At 41.2% G+C, this 18021-nt stretch carries 17 protein-coding genes and 1 pseudogene; 12 read left to right on the top strand and 6 right to left on the bottom strand.

Annotation, left to right across the window (positions count from 1 at the left end; translation table 11 throughout):
* The 9 genes and pseudogenes from LGZ99_RS19370 to LGZ99_RS19410 form a co-directional block, all read left to right on the top strand.
* Positions 1–1575, top strand: a 1575-nt coding sequence (locus tag LGZ99_RS19370) for a lipase family protein (protein WP_262979466.1), incomplete at its 5' end; no start/stop codon positions are given.
* Entirely contained in the window at positions 1572–2324 is a 753-nt protein-coding gene (locus tag LGZ99_RS19375; RefSeq protein ID WP_262979467.1) for a hypothetical protein, read from the top strand. The genes LGZ99_RS19370 and LGZ99_RS19375, both read left to right, overlap by 4 nt.
* A gap of 141 nt (positions 2325–2465) precedes the next feature.
* On the top strand, positions 2466–3218 hold the full coding sequence (locus LGZ99_RS19380; RefSeq protein ID WP_046976431.1) for a hypothetical protein: 753 nt from the start codon (positions 2466–2468) through the stop codon (positions 3216–3218).
* A 198-nt stretch (positions 3219–3416) separates the two neighbouring features.
* Positions 3417–3596: pseudogene (locus tag LGZ99_RS24905) on the top strand (hypothetical protein); the annotation flags it as partial.
* 58 nt (positions 3597–3654) lie between these two features.
* Positions 3655–5634 carry a type VI secretion system Vgr family protein gene (locus tag LGZ99_RS19390; RefSeq protein WP_390894042.1) on the top strand — a complete coding sequence of 660 codons (1980 nt, stop codon included), beginning with the start codon at positions 3655–3657 and terminating at the stop codon, positions 5632–5634.
* On the top strand, positions 5631–6410 hold the full coding sequence (locus tag LGZ99_RS19395; protein WP_262979469.1) for a DUF4123 domain-containing protein: 780 nt from the start codon (positions 5631–5633) through the stop codon (positions 6408–6410). The genes LGZ99_RS19390 and LGZ99_RS19395 overlap by 4 nt, the downstream gene beginning before the upstream one ends.
* A gap of 1933 nt (positions 6411–8343) precedes the next feature.
* On the top strand, positions 8344–10230 hold the full coding sequence (locus LGZ99_RS19400; protein ID WP_036841349.1) for a lipase family protein: 1887 nt from the start codon (positions 8344–8346) through the stop codon (positions 10228–10230).
* Positions 10227–10964 (top strand): hypothetical protein, encoded by a 738-nt coding sequence (locus tag LGZ99_RS19405; protein ID WP_262979470.1) that lies wholly within the window; start codon positions 10227–10229, stop codon positions 10962–10964. The genes LGZ99_RS19400 and LGZ99_RS19405 overlap by 4 nt, the downstream gene beginning before the upstream one ends.
* 33 nt (positions 10965–10997) lie before the next feature.
* On the top strand, positions 10998–11750 hold the full coding sequence (locus LGZ99_RS19410) for a hypothetical protein (protein ID WP_262979471.1): 753 nt from the start codon (positions 10998–11000) through the stop codon (positions 11748–11750).
* A gap of 198 nt (positions 11751–11948) precedes the next feature.
* Here the strand turns inward: LGZ99_RS19410 and LGZ99_RS19415 are convergent, their stop codons facing one another.
* The 3 genes from LGZ99_RS19415 to LGZ99_RS19425 form a co-directional block, all read right to left on the bottom strand.
* Positions 11949–12569, bottom strand: coding sequence for a tyrosine-type DNA invertase (locus LGZ99_RS19415; RefSeq protein WP_023046483.1), 621 nt, complete (start codon positions 12567–12569; stop codon positions 11949–11951).
* Positions 12569–12763, bottom strand: coding sequence for a hypothetical protein (locus LGZ99_RS19420; RefSeq protein ID WP_023046484.1), 195 nt, complete (start codon positions 12761–12763; stop codon positions 12569–12571). The genes LGZ99_RS19415 and LGZ99_RS19420 overlap by 1 nt, the downstream gene beginning before the upstream one ends.
* Before the next feature lie 177 nt (positions 12764–12940).
* Positions 12941–13153, bottom strand: a complete 213-nt coding sequence (locus LGZ99_RS19425) for a hypothetical protein (protein ID WP_152552774.1) — start codon at positions 13151–13153, stop codon at positions 12941–12943.
* A gap of 578 nt (positions 13154–13731) precedes the next feature.
* Between LGZ99_RS19425 and LGZ99_RS19430 the strand changes: the two genes are divergently transcribed.
* From LGZ99_RS19430 to LGZ99_RS19440, 3 genes are read left to right on the top strand one after another with little or no spacing between them, the layout of a single operon-like run.
* Positions 13732–14109 (top strand): PAS domain-containing protein, encoded by a 378-nt coding sequence (locus LGZ99_RS19430; protein ID WP_023046486.1) that lies wholly within the window; start codon positions 13732–13734, stop codon positions 14107–14109.
* Positions 14110–14117: 8 nt separating this feature from the next.
* Positions 14118–14789: a helix-turn-helix transcriptional regulator gene (locus tag LGZ99_RS19435; RefSeq protein ID WP_031281770.1), complete on the top strand. Its 672-nt coding sequence runs from the start codon at positions 14118–14120 to the stop codon at positions 14787–14789.
* Positions 14790–14843: 54 nt separating this feature from the next.
* Positions 14844–15539, top strand: a complete 696-nt coding sequence (locus tag LGZ99_RS19440) for a helix-turn-helix transcriptional regulator (protein ID WP_023046488.1) — start codon at positions 14844–14846, stop codon at positions 15537–15539.
* Between the two features lie 321 nt (positions 15540–15860).
* Here LGZ99_RS19440 and LGZ99_RS19445 read toward each other — a convergent pair whose 3' ends face one another.
* Genes LGZ99_RS19445 through LGZ99_RS19455 form a run of 3 tightly spaced genes read right to left on the bottom strand, consistent with a single transcriptional unit; the run spans position 15861 to position 17891 of the window.
* Positions 15861–17117, bottom strand: a complete 1257-nt coding sequence (locus tag LGZ99_RS19445; RefSeq protein ID WP_023046489.1) for a PTS ascorbate transporter subunit IIC — start codon at positions 17115–17117, stop codon at positions 15861–15863.
* A gap of 12 nt (positions 17118–17129) precedes the next feature.
* Complete coding sequence (locus LGZ99_RS19450; RefSeq protein ID WP_021324706.1) at positions 17130–17417, bottom strand: PTS sugar transporter subunit IIB; 288 nt, start codon at positions 17415–17417, stop codon at positions 17130–17132.
* Positions 17418–17447: 30 nt separating this feature from the next.
* Entirely contained in the window at positions 17448–17891 is a 444-nt protein-coding gene (locus tag LGZ99_RS19455) for a PTS sugar transporter subunit IIA (RefSeq protein WP_262979472.1), read from the bottom strand.
* Positions 17892–18021: the final 130 nt, after the last annotated feature.

Here is an 18021-nt window from a genome sequence, read left to right on the forward strand (position 1 = left end):
ATTAGTGATGGTTTGCCGGTGATTAAGGATTGGTATGACCCTAAAAAAATTCCACCCCCCTATCATTTTCCAGACCCGGAGCCAAGTGGCTACACGGTTCATCCACTAAATCAACGGTATGTACTGGAAATATGCCCGTTTCGGGCCTGGGTCTTGCAGCTACATCATCAAAAAGAGTATTCCATTGTTAATGCGCATAACCAGTGTTTGATGAGTGTGTTGGCTTATGCCGGCGGGGATGTTGATACTGAAGGCTCGGTGACTCACTTTTTTAATCGGCAGATGATGGATGTTTCGAAGCGGCCTTATCAGGTAGAAAAGGCATCGGCCACGCCTGTGGTTTATGATGTGCCGTTCAGTGAACGTTATTCCCGGGTAGAGTTTATTGATTCAGAAACGGCAGATAAACAGGGTGATACCCGGCTGTTTTATGTAGCCAGTAAAAGTGATGTTCTTGTTAGCTGGCGGGGTACCATTAGTCTGGAGAATTACCTGACTGATCTCACCTTTCAGCCGTTAAGTTTGAGCTGTGACGATGAGAAAGCCCTGTGCAGCGGGTTTATTCACAGTGGCAAAGTGCATAAAGGGTTCTGGGAGGCATTTAGTCTGGTTGGAAAGTTAATCGCTCCCAGTGATAAAACCAAAACTATAACAGTATTCAGAGATATCTTAGATTTGGTGAAAAACAAACGGTTATTTATTTGCGGCCATAGCTTGGGGGGAGCATTGGCATTACTGCACAGTGCACAACTGAAAGAACACAATCCTTGCTTCTACAGTTACGGGATGCCGAGAACATTAACCCGTAGTGCGGTAGAAGAGTTGTCTTCCATTATTCACTATCGCCATGTTAATGAAGATGATGTCATTCCTGCTGTGCCCTTTGAGCAGGATATGGACAATGGTTTTTTCAATTACTGGGCGCCAGCGGGGTACGACTGGGAAATAATTAAGCTAGTGTCTCCGTCACCGATTATTAAAGCCATTAAACAAGCGACTGCCAGTCAAGAAATCTATTTGCATCATGGTAAAGTTGTTCATTTTTTTCAAGCCAACAGTTGCCCGGAGTGGCTGATTTCCGCCAGGAATCTCTCCCCTATAACAGGCGTGGCTAAAGAAATATTGAATAACACCACAAAGCTCTATTTAATCCCTGAATTAAACCCGGAAACAGAAAAGGATTTTTCTCTGGCCGGTGAGCAGCAAAATGCGTTGTTTAATCAACTCAGTCAACAAGAAAAAGACCAACTTTTTGTTGAAAACAGAAGTGCTGATTTAAAAGGGGGATTAGGCTTTCTTCATCATAGCTCGTATAAATATGCCGGTTATATTGATAAGCGTCTCAGAGAGTTATGCGAACCGGATAAGATTACGGTCTATCAGGACAGTCAGCGTCAATTTAAGGCAAAAATGGATAATGATAAGATGCTTATTCCTGATAATATTTACTACCGTAACCTCTATTTTCTGGATATGGACAAACAGTTAATAAAGTCACTGACCGTGAGCCAGCAGGAAGAGCAAGGAACACTGGCCTTACAACATTACTGCGATGGTAAGGAACTCTCAGTATGAAAGTAGTAAAAATCACGCTGTTATTGTTACTTTCGTATTTTATTTACTGGGCGTTAGGCGATACCTTTTTCAACTGGCTTTTTCCTTTTTCATCTGCTGGAAAAGAACAGTTGATTACCGTGGAAGGCGTTGTACCGAAATACACAAGACCGTATGTATCCGCGGAATATATATCAAAAAACTGTCTTGAGTATCAGTTGGACGCAGGAATGTCGCCTTTTAAAGTACCGACTTATTATGGATTGGATTTGGATGTCAAAGCCGATCCGCAAACCGGTTATTTTCAGGCGAAATTGCCTTTTAGTGGCGGAGGTTGGTGCAAATGGAAAATCAATCGGGCGTTTGTGGCGGTGGGTTATACCGATGTTAGTCATTTGGTAAAAGATGCTGTGCCCTATGGGGGACCGGGTCTAACCGCCTTTATCAACGATGCAGCGCGAACAAATTATTCTGAAGCCTCTGAGACTCGTGCATTGAATACGATAGACTTCAGCCCGGTTATTTACCCTGTGTTGAGAATAGTTGAAGGACAGCCAAAAAGAGTTTCCTTACAGGGTGTGGTGAGTCTGTTTCCTTTTCGGCTGAAATTAACACCAGGAGCAGAATGGAAAATTACCTTTAAGCCTAAACTGGATGAAACCAAAATGCCGAAGGTCACGGTGACTGACGGGAAGGGAGAATGGGTTGAATATCCCGATGGACACATTGAAACGGATACTCAAATGGTAGATACCCGTTACATAAAGTAATATCACCGGAATAGTTGCTTGTTTATTCACTTCAAGCAGAATAAATAGGATATATAGGCACACGCTATACAGATAACGTTGTAGGTATCGAGGAAAACTGACCATGATAAATATGAAATGCGATAGTAAGGAACTCCCAGTATGAAAATATTAAAGGTTTCGTTGTTATTGTTATTGCTGTCTTTTATTTATTGGGCGTTTAGTGATACCTTTTTTAACTGGCTTTTCCCCTTTTCATCTACTGGAAAGGGGCCGTGGATAACGGTGGAGGGTATTGTGCCGAAATACACCGAGCCGTATGTGTCGGCTATGTACAAATCAAAAACTTGTCTTGATTATGAGCTTGATGCGGGTATGTCCCCTCATAAGGTCCCGACCTATAATGTGCTTTACCCAGAGGTAAAAGCTGATCCACAAACCGGTTATTTTCAAACAAAATTGCCTTTTAGTGGTGGAGGCTGGTGCAAATGGAAAATTGAGCGGGCTTATGTATCAGTGGATTATACCGATGTTAGCCACCTGGTGAAAGATGCTATACCCTATGGGGGAACGGGTCTAACCGCCTTTATCAACGATGCAGCGCGAACAAATTATTCTGAAGCCTCTGAGACTCGTGCATTGAATACGATAGACTTCAGCCCGGTTATTTACCCTGTGTTGAAAATAGTTGAAGGGCGGCCAAAAAGAATTTCTTTACAGGGTGTGGTGCATTTGTTTCCTTTTCGGCTGAAATTAACTCCAGGAGAGGAATGGAAAATCACCTTTAAACCTAAACTGGATGAAACCAAAATGCCAAAGATCACTGTGACTGACGGGAAGGGAGAATGGGTTGAATATCCCGATGGACACATTGAAACTGATACTCAAATGGTAGATACCCGTTACATAAAGTAATATCACCGGAATAGTTGCTTGTTTATTTACTTCAAGCAGAATAAATAGGATATATAGGCACACGCTATACAGATAACGTTGTAGGTATCGAGGAAAACTGACCATGATAAATATGAAATGCGATAGTCAGGAACTCTCAGTATGAAAATACTAAAGGTCTCGTTGTTATTGTTATTGCTGTCTTTTATTTACTGGTCAATGGGTGATACCTTTTTTAACTGGCTTTTTCCTTTTTCATCTACTGGAAAGGGGCCGTGGATAACGGTGGAGGGTATTGCGCCGAAATACACCGAGCCGTATGTGTCTGCTGTGTATAAATCAAAAACTTGTCTTGATTATGAGCTTCATGCAGATATGTCGCCTTATAAGGTTCCAACCTAGCTAAGGCCATATTATTCATTTACCTAAACACTAACACTAAAAATAAGGAGTCCTTATGAACGATGGGTTACATTTTCTCTGTCAAATTACCGATTTGCCGGAGAAAACATTTGCGGTAGCTGAATTCTCTTTACAGGAGGAATTATCCGAACTGTTTACCCTCTCTTTAACCCTGGTTAGTAAACGGGCCGATATTGATCTGGAATCACTGTTATTACAGTCGGTGAAATTCCGGGTGGTTTTCAATGGCGTTGAGCAACGTCAGGTCAGCGGCATTATTGCACAGGCTGTACTGGGTGACACCCATACTCACCGCACAATTTATTACCTCACCGTCCGGCCTGCGCTCTGGCGGATGAACCTGAATCAGGACAGCCGGATTTATCATCGGCAAAGCGTCCCGAAAATTCTCAAAAGCTTGCTGAAAAAACACCATATTCTGGCCGATTCCCAACTCAATGAGTTTCATTACACACGCGAGTATGTGACGCAAAAGCGCGAGTCCGATTATGACTTTTTTGCCCGGTTAGTCGCCGAAGAAGGGCTGAATTTCTGGTTTGAAGACGACAAACTGTTTTTCAGTGACAGTCACTTAGGCATGACGGCCAATTTACCGCTGGTTTACAATCCTCAGGTACAAGTCGCCACTGAAATGAATGTGATCAACCAAGTGCGTTTGGGTGTTTCCATGACCCCGCAACGGGTGATCTATAAGGACCGAAATCCTCAAAACCCCGCTTACCGCCTGACACACCGGGCCAATACCGATCCCCGTGTAGAGGGGCAAGAAACCCTGTTTTCGATCTTTGAAAGCTATGGCCGTTTTCAGAAAGACGCGGAGGCGAAACCGTTTGTCCAGCGCCGTCAGCAAGCCGTTCAGAATCAACGTCAGGAAGGCAGCGGGCAAAGCAACTGTTTTAAACTGATGCCCGGTAAAATCTTTGATCTCAGTGAACATCCGGTTGATGCCATGAACACCCGCTGGCAAATCGTGACCATTCATCATTACGGCAAGTGCCCGCAGGCACTGCAAGAATCCAGTGGGGAGTCAGGGACTTATCTGCATAATGAATTCAGTTTTATTTCCGGCTATAAGGACTGGCGAGCGCTATATCGCTACAAACCACTGGCGGATGGTGATGAAGCGGCTACCGTAGTGGGCCCGGCAGGGGAAGAGATTTATGTCAATGAAGACGGTTGTATCCGCATCCATTTTCACTGGGATCGTTATGATAAGGCCGATGAAAACGCCTCTTGTTGGGTACGGTTCGCACAAGGCTGGAATGGCAGCGGTTACGGTTTTATGGCGGTTCCCCGTATCGGTCAGGAAGTGATTGTCTCCTATCTGAACGGCGATATTGATCGGCCGATTGTCACCGGCTGCACCTACAACGGCTTAAACCGGCCACCGCTGGATTTACCCGCCGAGAAAACCCGCACCACGTTTAAAACCCGGACCCACAAAGGTGATGGTTTTAACGAATTGCGGTTTGAGGATGCCAAAGACCAGGAAGAGATTTACCTGCACGGACAGAGAGATCTGACCGCCCATATTCAGCATGATACCTACTGGCACATCAAACACGACCATAAACAGCGGATCGACAATAACCGTTACAGTGAAATCCGCGCTGATGACCACCGGAAAATCGCCGGCTCCGGTAAATACAGTACCGATGGGGATGTGTCGCACCGTATCACCGGCAGTCAGCATTTACAGACCGGGGAAGCACTGGTTGCTGAAAGTGGTCAGGAAACGCACCTGAAAAGTGGCGGTAAAATCGTGCTGGAAGCGGCGTCAGAAATTACCTTAAAAATCGGCGGCCATTTTATCCGGTTAACTCCCGGCGGTATTCTGACTTCCCCGAATTTATCTGTCGGGCAAGGTTCTGCCGGTGCCGGGCGTGGTTTGTCTCTGCAACTGCCAGAGGGAGTAGAACCGCTGCCTGGTGTAAAATCTCCAGTCAAACCGATTTGTGCCTTACAAGCCCAGAGGGATGTTAATTTAACTATCAATAACCAGGAGGATGAATGAACCCTTCCATAAACTGGCAACAATGGCTGACTACGCCTAATAAGCCGCCTGTTTTCTTTATGCTCAATTCATTGGCAGAACCTAACCCAATCGGTCGCTTTTACAAAAACGACTGGGTAGAACAGGCTTTTCCGCTATACAGTGGTACACCGATGGATCACCTGCTGGCACAAAGCCCCTGGCTGGTTCAGCCCAGGTCAGGCTATCTGTCAGTAATCGGTCATCTGCTTGATAGCAAAACCCTGAGCGACAACAGTTGGGGCTGGGCTTACCGCAGTGAGGATTTATGGACCCAACAGCTTAATCACTGGCGTTCACGCCAGCAGGTGATATTGCGTGAAAGGCCGGTGATTTTGCGCAGTATGGATCCCCGAATTCTCAATCAGTTATTACCGGCAATGATAATCAGCGATTGGTCAGGATTTCTCACGCCAGTGAGTGAGTTAATGATTGATGCACCTGAGCCCCAGATTTATTCACGCCCTGAAAATTGCGGAAAAGGTGGCAGTGAACAGCCCTTCGTTCTGGATAGTCATTTATTGTATGCCTGGCATCATTCCGATTATGCCCTGCAAGGGATGGCATCTGTGATTGGTGATAATTTATGGGAAAACCACGGTAAGCTGGCAATAAAGCTGGATAAGCCACGAGGGAAATTACAGGAACAGATTACTCATTGGCTGAAAACACATTTAGGAAACGGCGATGATATTAGCAACCTGACCAGTGCGGATTATTTGCAGATGCTCAATGAGCAATATCCGACCACTGGATAGCGCATGATGGCTAACATTGTCGTGAATTTCTAAACCTGTTATTGTTGCGGCTTGAAATAAGAAGAAATACGGTTAAGTTTTCGTTATTTTGCAATAAGATCAATTTCGTGTTGTAAAATATTAAATTGAAAATGATATTTTGTCTTTATTATAGCCGCTTGTTTTTCAGGTAATTATATTTCTCATAAATAGAAAATAAGATAACTGATCCTTTCATTAGCACTCTTTTATGTGCTGATTTCTTTTCAACTCTCTTTTACTGGTTAATGAATTTCGATTAAACGCAATTTACTATCCTTCTGAAAAGTACGTTTATTGAGTTAAATCCGCCTTTTATTTAAAGGCTTTAATCTCCCTGTATTCGTGCTTTTAAATGGTCATGGCAGGTTAGGTAAATGTGACGGATAGCTGAGTTAATCACCGATAAAAGGCGATTGAAAACACCTAAAAAATGAATGGTTTTCATTAAGCTTTTTTTATAAATCTTATCGTTTTTTCCGTTTCTTTCTTCGTATTTAAACTTTTCCATTTTCATTAAATTGATATTCAGGTTTTTCCTTTTTTCCTTTTCCTACATTCGATTTTTCAGGTTTAAAACCAGAGAGGGTAATAAATGTGTCAATGGTATTAAAATCAAAGTCAATTTATTTAATTTAAAATCTGTTTTTCATGATGTTTTCTCTTCCAGAGTCAGTATAATATCGAATCTTTTACCCGCTTTAAAAAATTCTTAATCATTGTATTTTACCTTTGATGATTAAAGTTTTCACTCTTGGTAGTAAACCGGTTAACAACGGAACGATAACTCAATCCCTATCGAGGTTGTAACATTTTCTTACTAATTTATTTTTCGTGAATTAAAAAAATGAAAATTTTTCTTGCTATTTAGTGATTGTTTAATGATTATTGCTCAAGTTCTGTCATATGAGCAATATTAGAGGAAATTCCGAATCCCGTTCCCCTTATTCAAAGGGATTAATCGATTGACTTCAAATACTGTTCCTCGTGTCCACGGGGATGAGAATTCATTGGCATTTATTTTGGCTTCTCCCTTCATCCATGACCTTTCTTGAAAACCGGCTATTACTGTCGGTGTAAATTATGCTCTGTACGGCAATCACTCGGCCATCGTTTGTCAGGATACATTAAGACGTTTTTACGCCTGACAGGAAACCGGCCAACAACGGAATACAATCGATTGGGCAAAATAGTCATATCATTATCCCCGGTATTTCATGAAGAATGGGTCATTAGTGAAACAATTAAACAGATAGCGTTATTAGTTATCATAGTAAATTGGGATAAATATATTTTTTGATTAAAAATCAATGTGTTATTATGTTGCAATGATGATTAGACGGAATTTAAGTGAATGAGAAGCTGTTTTATCTATCGTGGATTATTTTTCTGAAAAAATGGTATGTCACTGTCCGTTTTATCGTTTATTAGATTGAAGATAATTGAATTTATACTGAGTCTGTAATGCTTTCTTACCGTTTGTAACAATTTCTTACAAATTTATATTTTTGTAAATTTATAAAAAACGCTTGCTATTTGATCAAGGTTTAATAATTATTACTTTAAGTTCCATCATATAATCGGTATGAAAGGAATTTCAACTTCTGTTCCCTTTATTCAAAGGGATTAATCGATTGGGATACATTGCTGTCTTCCTGTCGTTCAATTTGTCATTACTCACTGCATAGAGCTGTGCTTTCTGTCTGTGGTAATCGGATTTTTGCTACCTTATTTTTAGGGTGGTGAGATCAATTATTTCAATTCCTGATGGGAATCAAACCATTGTGGAAGGCACTTCGGCTGCAATTGGGACCAATCAACAGGTGCTTGCTCTGGAAGGCATCAAAACCTCGTGTGGAGCCACTTTGATCGCTTACGTGCCTATATTTAATAACGAGCAGAGGAAACAACACTGATGAGTAGAATAGATCCGCGTGAATGTCTTGATTGCAGGCGTTTGAAACACTGGGTGGAATTTCAGTTGGTGGATGAACAGGGAAAACCGCTAATCAATGCGCCTTATGGCTTGGTAAGCTGGGGATTACCGGATCATGTGCGCCGGGGGACAACGGATGGTTTCGGGGTACTCAGGGAAGAAAACCTGTCAGCTCATCCCGTGATATTGTCTATCCATGCCCAATCGTTGGCCGATGAGATGGAACAGCGCCCATTGCGGGAAATACGCGGTGAAGCGGCGTCGATGGTGAAGCCCAAAGCAGAAGCTGAAGGTCATCAATATCATTATGTGACTATCGGGCAGATTAGTGATGGGTTGCCGGTGCTTGATGATTGGAATGACCCTAAAAAAATTCCACCCCCCTATCATTTTCCAGACCCGGAGCCAAGTGGCTACACGGTTCATCCACTAAATCAACGGTATGTATTGGAAATATGCCCGTTTCGGGCCTGGGTCTTGCAGCTACATCATCAAAAAGAGTATTCCATTGTTAATGCGTATAACCAGTGTTTGATGAGTGTGTTGGCTTATGCCGGCGGGGATGTTGATACTGAAGGCTCGGTGACTCATTTCTTCAACCGGCAAATGGTGGATGTTTCAGCGTTGCCCTATAAAGTAGAGAAATTGTCAGCAACACCTGTGGTTTACGATGTGCCGTTTAGTGAACGTTATACCCGGGTGGAGTTTATTGATTCATCAAATATTGATGGGGTGCGAGGTGATACTCAGTTGTTTTATGTGGCCAGTCAAAATGATGTGATTGTCAGTTGGCGGGGTACAGCCAGCAAGGAGGATATCCTGACCGATGCTACCTATCAGCCTTTAGGGTTAGATTGCGATGAAAAAGCTCTGTGCAGCGGGTTTATTCACAGTGGCAAAGTGCATGCAGGGTTCTGGGAGGCATTTAGTCTGGTTGGCAAGCTAAGAGTTCCCAGTGATAAGAATCAAGAAATATTTCCCGATATTATCAGGCTGGTTAAAAGCAAACGGTTATTTGTCTGTGGTCACAGCTTGGGTGGTGCACTGGCATTACTGCATTGCGCGCAACTGAAAGAATATGATCCGTGTTTTTACAGCTATGGAATGCCACGAGTATTAACCCTCAGTGCAGTACGGGAACTGGCGGATATCATCCATTACCGTCATGTGAATGAAGATGACCCGATCCCCTCTTTACCGCCGGAAAAAAATCTGGATAACTGGCTATATGATTGTTGGGGACCGTTGGGTTATTTGTTCAGCCCTGTTGAATTGCTGGATGTTACCAACAGTGGTGAAGTTTTCTTGCATCACGGAAAAATAGTGCACTTTTGCAAAATCAATTTGGTTATTGAATGGTTGGAAGAGCGTAATCCGAGTAACTATATGCGGCTCAGAACGACCTTACCCACTAAAACAAAATTATACTTAGTTCCGTCATTAAACCGTGAAACGGAAAATAATCTGAAGGATGCAGGGGAGATTCAGAAAAGATTTTTTAAGCAGATAAGTAAGGCAGATAAGGCTAAATGGTTTCCGCTGAATGAGAATCCGACCGAAAAGGATGCCTTGGGTTTCCATGATCACCGTTCAAGGAACTATGTTCGTTATATTGGTGCACGACTGGCAGAACTGATTTCGCCGGATAAATACCATTTTTTCCGGGATCAGGAGCAATTATTTGAAAAAACGTTGAATGAACGGACTGATATTGTTTCAGGCATTCGGCAACGCGATGCATTATTTTTACAGATAGATCATCAGTTGAAACAAACATTGATTTGTACTCAACAGGATAAACAAGGTCCATTGGCTTTAATACGCTATGTGGATAACGCTGTAGGGATCGAGGAAAATTTATCATGATAAATATTAAGGAATACTCATTGGTCTTGTTAGTCATATTAATATCCGGTTGTGCTGACCCAGATGCACCACTTTCGCCCCCCAAAGAGAATCAGTGGATCACAGTGGAAGGAATCGCACCAAAATATACGCAACCGTATGTGTCCGCTGTATATATCTCAAAAGATTGTCTTAAATATCGTCTGGATTCCAATATGTCGCCTTTTAAGGTACCGACTTATAACGGACTACGCCTGGATGTAAAAGCTGATCCGCAAACGGGTCACTTTCAGGCAAAACTACCTTTCAATGGAGGAGGCCGGTGTAAATGGAAAATTGACCGAGCCTTTGTGACAGTAGGCTATACCGATGTACGTCACTTGGTCGAAGATGCTATCCAGAATCCAAGGGCAGAGGGAACAGGTTTAACTGCCTTTATCAACGACGCAGTTCAGACGAATATTAGCGAAATCGCGGCATTGAATACCATTGATTTCAGCCCGGTTATTTACCCTGTTTTAGACATAGTAGAGGGATTTCCGAAACGGATATTCTTACAAGGCGAGGTTAGTATGTATCCCTTCAGGTTAAGATTAACACCAGGCGCTGAATGGAAAATTACCTATAAGCCTAAACTGGATGAAACTAAAATGCCTAAAATCACTGTAACTAATGGGAAGGGAGAGTGGGTTGAATACCCTGATGGACGAATTGATCTCCGCCGTCAAACGATAGACTACTGGAAGATAAAATAGTATCACCTCTGTAGGAGTTGAGGAAAATTTATCATGATAAATATTCAGGAATACTCATTAGCCTTGTTAGTCACATTAATATCAGGTTGTGCTGACCCAGATGCACCGCTTTCTCCCCCTAAAGAGAATCAGTGGATCACGGTAGAAGGGGTTGTCCCGAAATACACACAACCGTATGTATCCGCAGAGTATATTTCAAAAGATTGTCTTGAATATCGTCTGGATTCCAATATGTCACCTTTTAAAGTGCCGACTTATAATGGGCTTCGCCTAAAAGTAAAGGCCGATCCACAAACGGGTTACTTTCAGGCGAAATTACCTTTCAATGGTGGCGGTCGGTGCAAATGGAAAATCAACCGGGCTTTCGTGACAGTAGGCTATACCGATGTACGTCACTTGGTCGAAGATGCTATCCAGAATCCAAGGGCAGAGGGAACAGGTTTAACTGCCTTTATCAACGACGCAGTACAGACGAATATTAGTGAAATCGCGGCCTTGAATACCATTGATTACAGCCCGGTTATTTATCCTGTTTTGGACTTAGTAGAGGGATTCCCGAAGCGCATATTTTTACAAGGTGAAGTATTAAAAATGCGCTCCTTTCGACTGACATTAACCCCAGGAGCGGAATGGAAAATTATCTTTAAGCCCAAGCTGGATGAAACCAAAATGGCAAAGGTCACTGTGACTAACGGGAAAGGCGAGTGGGTTGAATATCCCGGCGGAAAAATTGATAACGGTACTCAAGAAGTCGATTTTCGGTACATGTATATGAACATGAAGTAACGCTATCAGAGTCGCTCATTTATTTCTAATAAAATGAACAGGAAGATTTGATATTGAATACGCTATACGGATAACGCGGTAGGAATCGAGGAAAACTAACCATGATAAACATGAAAACATACTCGCCAGTATTGTCGGCAATATTAATTAACATTATTTTTATGTATGCGCCTTAACAGGCGCATACATCAGAGCCACTTATTCAACTGAACAGGCAGAAGCCCTTGGGACATAATCGAAGTGTAATTCCCGATGCCGGTTTCTTCTTACACTCCAAACACCGTGAAAACGCTCCACATTACTGGCGGTATACCGCACTGTGTGGCGAATATTACTGTGTCCAAGATAATCTTGTATCAGCCGGGTATCCACCCCCCTATCTGCAAGAGCAAAACCGCAGGCATGCCGCAACATGTGCGGGTGCGAATTTATAGAAATATTAGCCCGTTGCCCTAACTGGCTAATAATTTGATAAATGCGCTGGCGAGTCAACGGGTTACCGTAACGTGACAAAAATAACCAATCACTGTCCGCACCCTGAAAGGTTTTACGCACTTTGAGCCAGGCCTTGATCGCCCGGATTTCATAGCCTAAGAGAGGATGGTTTGTACAAAATCCACCTTTCAAACGCCGGATGTACAAACTTCCATCCTCCAAATCCAGATCGGATAACCGTAGATACCTAGCTTCACTAACACGTAAGCCATGAACAAAACTCATATATACCAGACAGTAGTCGCGCTCCGGATTAGCGCTCTCTTTTGCTACTTCCAGCATACTTTCCACTTCGTTTTGCGTCAGATGTTTTCGTTGACCCATTATGGTCTATCCCAAATATTCTTTGCCTTAACGCATTGAACACACTGCGTTATCTGTAACTGATTAAGACCCGGAACCAACCCTAAATCCCCCATAGTAACTAAATCTGCGCCAGGATGACGGCAGATGACTGAACGAAACTGCTTTTGCTGTGCCTGATCCATGTTCAAGCTGTGTAATAGATAAGTTTTCAATGTCTTTCTCCGGTAGCCCTCCCCTATTCTTACCATCACACAATAAAAAGAAAAATAGTGATTCAATTAACCGTCCCTCAACAAATGCGTCATGCTAGCTTAAAATATCAACAAAAATCACTGCGATAGGCTCAACAACCATTTTAACAAAAGATCTGTGCCAGATTGATTTTTGGTTCAAATCACAAGAAAGGATGTTGATGTAGTAATACATGTCAGCTGTCGATAAACGTTCCATCTCTCTATTTTTCTGCCGGAGAAATCCGGCGGGCAACAAAATGACTGGCCGGTCACACTAACACATGTCCCTTGGGCAAAACGATGCAGTACACCAGCCAGATACGAAATTCGATTTTTTAAATCGTTGTCCAATTTTACCCATGTCGCCATAATAATGCCCTTCACTGCCAAGTGGTACCTTTAAAACCCATACATTATGACTCATTATCCCCCTTTTCAGCTAATTATTTACGCAAAAATATAATTTGCGAGTGTACTCACACGTTTAAAGATTACATGTTACTCATTCTTTTATTTTTCATTTAAAACAATAAGATAGATATAATTTCATCTTCCCGTACGGCTATTCTTAATCTGTATAATGATATCCATGCCAAGGAATAAATTAGTGAAAAGAATCATTGATGTGTTGCAGAACCCCGGTAAATCTTCATACCGGTCCAGTGTTGATTTCAGCAAACCGAACAATTGATCTCCTGAACCGCCATCTCAGTATAGAGCAACCTGACATGAGTTTTTTCCGTCAAAAGTACCAATGGTTATATCCCCTGCATAAAAGTATTTTTACATCAAATAATAAATTATTTAATTAACACATACAGGTAAAAATAAAAAATCTTATTTTTTAACGAACTAACTGTTGCAATATGTTATATAATCAGGTTATTTTAGTTAGAATCATTAAAGACGCTTCCGATAATTACTTAAATGATAATTAAGGAGTTGCCATGTCAAATATAAGAAGCAAGCCAAATAATATCACCCCGCAATTAGTTTACATGTGGGAAAGAAGTAATGAACCTTGGGGAGCTAAAGATTGCCAGTCAAAATTTATCTATGCCAACCCTGCCTTTTACCAATTACTCAATTTACCTGAATACTTTGATATTACAAGGATTTCAACAGATAAATTACCCTCGCCTATTGCAGAATATGAAGAAGAATATTACCATCAGGATCAAAAAGTTATTCAAACTATGCAAAAAGTAACTTCAATGGAAACATTGACACAAACTGAGTGGGAAGTTCTTTTTCTGACCCTTCGCTCATTAGATGAAGAAAGCATCAGTGAAAAATTAATGCTGAGCACAGAATATATTATATAAAAATAAATATGACTAGAAAAAATTCGACTATTTCGTCACAAATAATAAACACCTTGGAAATCAGCAACGAACCGTGGGGAATAAAAGATAAATCTTCCTGTTTTCTCTATGGTAATGATGCATTAATTAAACTTCAGAATATAAACAACAATTATGATTATGAAGGTAAATATGATAGTGATATTCCCTGGAAAGGCAATGAATTTTCTGAGGATTTTATTAAACATGATTTGAAAGTAATGGAAAATGAAGAAAGTGTTTTATCATTAGAAACACATGTATTTGGACGAGATAAAGTTCTATCATCTTATTTCCAGGAAAAATTTCCACTCTATGATGATAAAAACACATGTATCGGCATCCTTTTCCATGTCTGGAAAATTCAGGATAACTCACTAACTCGGTTATTCCATAACAAATTACCCGCTTCTATTATGTTTCAATCGCCGACTCACCTCTTTACTGAGCGAGAATGGGAGGTAGTCTTCCTTTTTCTGCAAAAATATAGTAGGAAACAAATCAGCCAATTACTTAATATTGCTGATAAAACCATAGGTAGATATATAAGAAAGATTTATAATAAATTGGAAGTTAGTTCAGATTCACAGCTGGAGGAATATTGCCGGCTAAATGGTTTTGATCTCTATGCACCAAAAAGGTTTTTATTGTCTTACTTATAAATGTCGTCTATTTATTCAAATTTTTATAAGGTAATAATGTTATAAAGGTCAAATATGAGTCAATCAGGATGTAAAAAAGTCCCTTTTATTACTCCTCAGTTAACTAATATGTGGGATAAAAGCTCAGAACCGTGGTTTGTAAAAGATAAGGAATTACGCTTTATTTATGCAAATGCAATGTTTATTAAAGTCAATAATTTACCTGAAAACTTTAATATTATCGGATATACCGATAAAGAATTACCAACATCAGTTAATAAATTTACTCACCTTTTTGAGGAACATGATCGTAAGGTCTTACAGCATATGCAGAGAATATCATCTCTTACCACTTATTCTCCAAACAAAAACGAACGATTTATATCCTATTTTTGTAATAAATACCCATTAATAGATGAAAATAATCAGTGTATTGGTGTAATTGCTCACGCCAGAGAAATACATAACTTTACCGTGTCTAATTATATGGAAAATGATATTTCTATATCGATTAGATTTCAGCCACCAAACGATATCTTGAAGGAGAAAGAATGGGTAATCATTTTTTTGTTCTGCCGTGGCGTCAGCAATAGGTATATTGCTGACGAAATGAAAATTTCATATCGCACTGTGGAAAAATATTTCGAAAGTATCTATGAGAAACTATCAGTTAACTCAGCTATTGAATTAAGAACACTTTGCAAAGAAAATGGTTATGATCTTTATATCCCCCCTAAATACCTTCAGTCTATAGGCCATATTTTATTATAAATAATCAATTTCATGTATTTTTCTCTAATTTGTTTAATTAACCTGCGTTGCGTTTAAAATTCCCCCTAATCTGAGATATGGAAAACAATTTGATAAATAAAAATAAAGAGCTTAATACGAGGCTAAATCATCACTTTTCTGAATATTTACTCTCTCGTTTCTTTTGTTAAAGACTTTTAGAAAATTAAGAAACCATTCGACCAGCATCAGCATTGATTGAATGCTTATTATGGTCAAATGGTTTTCATTAATATTTTAGTAAGAGAGATCGAGACAGGGCATCTATGACCCTGTATCAACCCCAAAATCCCGATATTCCAATCAACGAACAATAACTCCCAACAGAATTCCCAATGCACCAAAGTCAGCATCACTGAATGTCGTGTTAGCAATACCGATATCCCCCAGAACAGGTAGCAAGAATACAGGCAGAAAAGTTATCAGCAAGCCCTGAGCAAAAGCACCGAGAATAGCGCCTCTGCGACCGCCTGTCGCATTACCGAAAACTCCAGCCGCAGCTCCAACGAAGAAATGTGGCACAACACCGGGAATAATTACCGTCATACCCAATGCATATAATATAAACATACCGATGATACCGGCAATAAAACTACTCAGGAAACCAACTAATACCGCATTAGGCGCGTAAGGGAATACAACCGGACAATCCAAAGCAGGTTTAGCATTCGGAACCAGTTTGTCAGAAATTCCTTTAAACGCGGGGACGATTTCTGCAATCACCATTCTCACACCTTGCAGTATGATATATACACCTGCGGCAAAGGTAATGGATTGCATTAGCGAGAACATAAACCCATTTTTGCCGCCACTGGCTTCTCTCACAAAATCACTACCGGCAAACAAGCAAGTGACTATGAAAATAATTGCCATCGTGAAAGAGATAGCAACCGGTGTATCACGCAGGAACAGCAAGCTTTTCGGTACATTCATCTCTTCCGTTGAGTGCTCTTTGTTACCCAGTTTACTGCCAATAAAACCGGACAAAACATAGGAGAGCGTGGAAAAATGCCCAATGGCAACGTCGTCAGAACCTGTCACTTTTTTCATATACTGATGAGCGATCGCCGGAAAGAAAACCATAGCAACCCCAACAACCACCGAACCAATAACCACCAGCATCGTTCCGTTGATCCCTGCGGTTGCCAGAATGACCGCGACCATCATGGACATAAACAGTGTGTGATGCCCTGTCAGGAAGATAAATTTCCAGGGGGTAAAACGGGCAATCAAGATATTGATCACCATAGCAAAGAACATAATCATTGCCATTTCTTTGCCAAAACTCTTCTGCGCAATGGAAACAATCGCTTCGTTGTTTGGTACTACCCCCTGAATACCAAAAGCATGTTGGAAAATTGCAGCAAAGTCTCCCAATGAAGAGACGATTAATCCAGCTCCGGCCCCCAGGATCACAAAACCCATAATGGTTTTTATGGTGCCTTTGATACATTCAGTCACCGGCTTTTTTTGCACGACCAGACCAATAAGCGCGATAAATCCCACTAAAATCGCAGGCTCTGACAACACATCACTCATCAGAAAATGGAAGAATTCCATGACAGCCTCCGGTTACAACGCACCAAGTTCGGCTAACGCCACGGACAAACGCGCTTTCATTGCAGCTTTATCCACCATATTGTCCAGCGCAACAATTTTGCCATCGACTGCCTGAGCAACCAGTTGTTCTGCAATATCTTTAGTACCAACAAAAATATCGCTTTGAGTTGCTTTTGCTGAACCCAGATCAACATGATCAACGCTGGCATCTATCCCCATCTCTTTCAGAATATTTTTAATGCTCATTTCCATCATCAGGCTGGTACCCAGCCCATTTCCACAAACGACTGTGATTTTCATACTGTTCTCCCATAGCAAAAAAATGACGAATTAATATTTGTTAATAACAGCAAGAATCTCTTCTTTACTTTTAGCCTCCATCAGCAACGCTGTATCTTGTTGATTATCAAATAGTGCAGCAAGTTGAGAAATCACTTCAATATGGCTATTGCTGTCAATCGCTGCCAAGACAATCAACAGCTTGACCGGATCATTTTCTTCAGAACCAAACTCAACGCCTTTACTAATAACGGTTAATGCTAAAGATAGCTTATTGACACCTTCCTCAGGTCTGGCATGTGGCATGGCAATTCCCGGTCCGACAACGTAATAGGGCCCAATGGCCTCATGAGAGCAATAAATAGCATCAATATAACGGAGTGAGATTGAATTATTTTCCACCAGAGGCTGGCAAGCAATAGCAATAGCTTCGCGCCAGTCTTTCGCGCCAGAGATAATTTGGATCACATCACTGGTGAGTAAAGTTTTTAGCATCGGCTTCTCCTGAAATGACATTCCGCTTTCTATCCCCTGTTCTCTACCCAGTGATATTAATCACAAATAGTAACGCTATCTATCACTGCAATTCATTATTGTGATAGCGCTATCATTTGTTATCTGATCG

Origin of the sequence: Photorhabdus temperata (assembly GCF_025384845.1) — a bacterium.
Classification (GTDB): Bacteria; Pseudomonadota; Gammaproteobacteria; order Enterobacterales; family Enterobacteriaceae; genus Photorhabdus; species Photorhabdus temperata.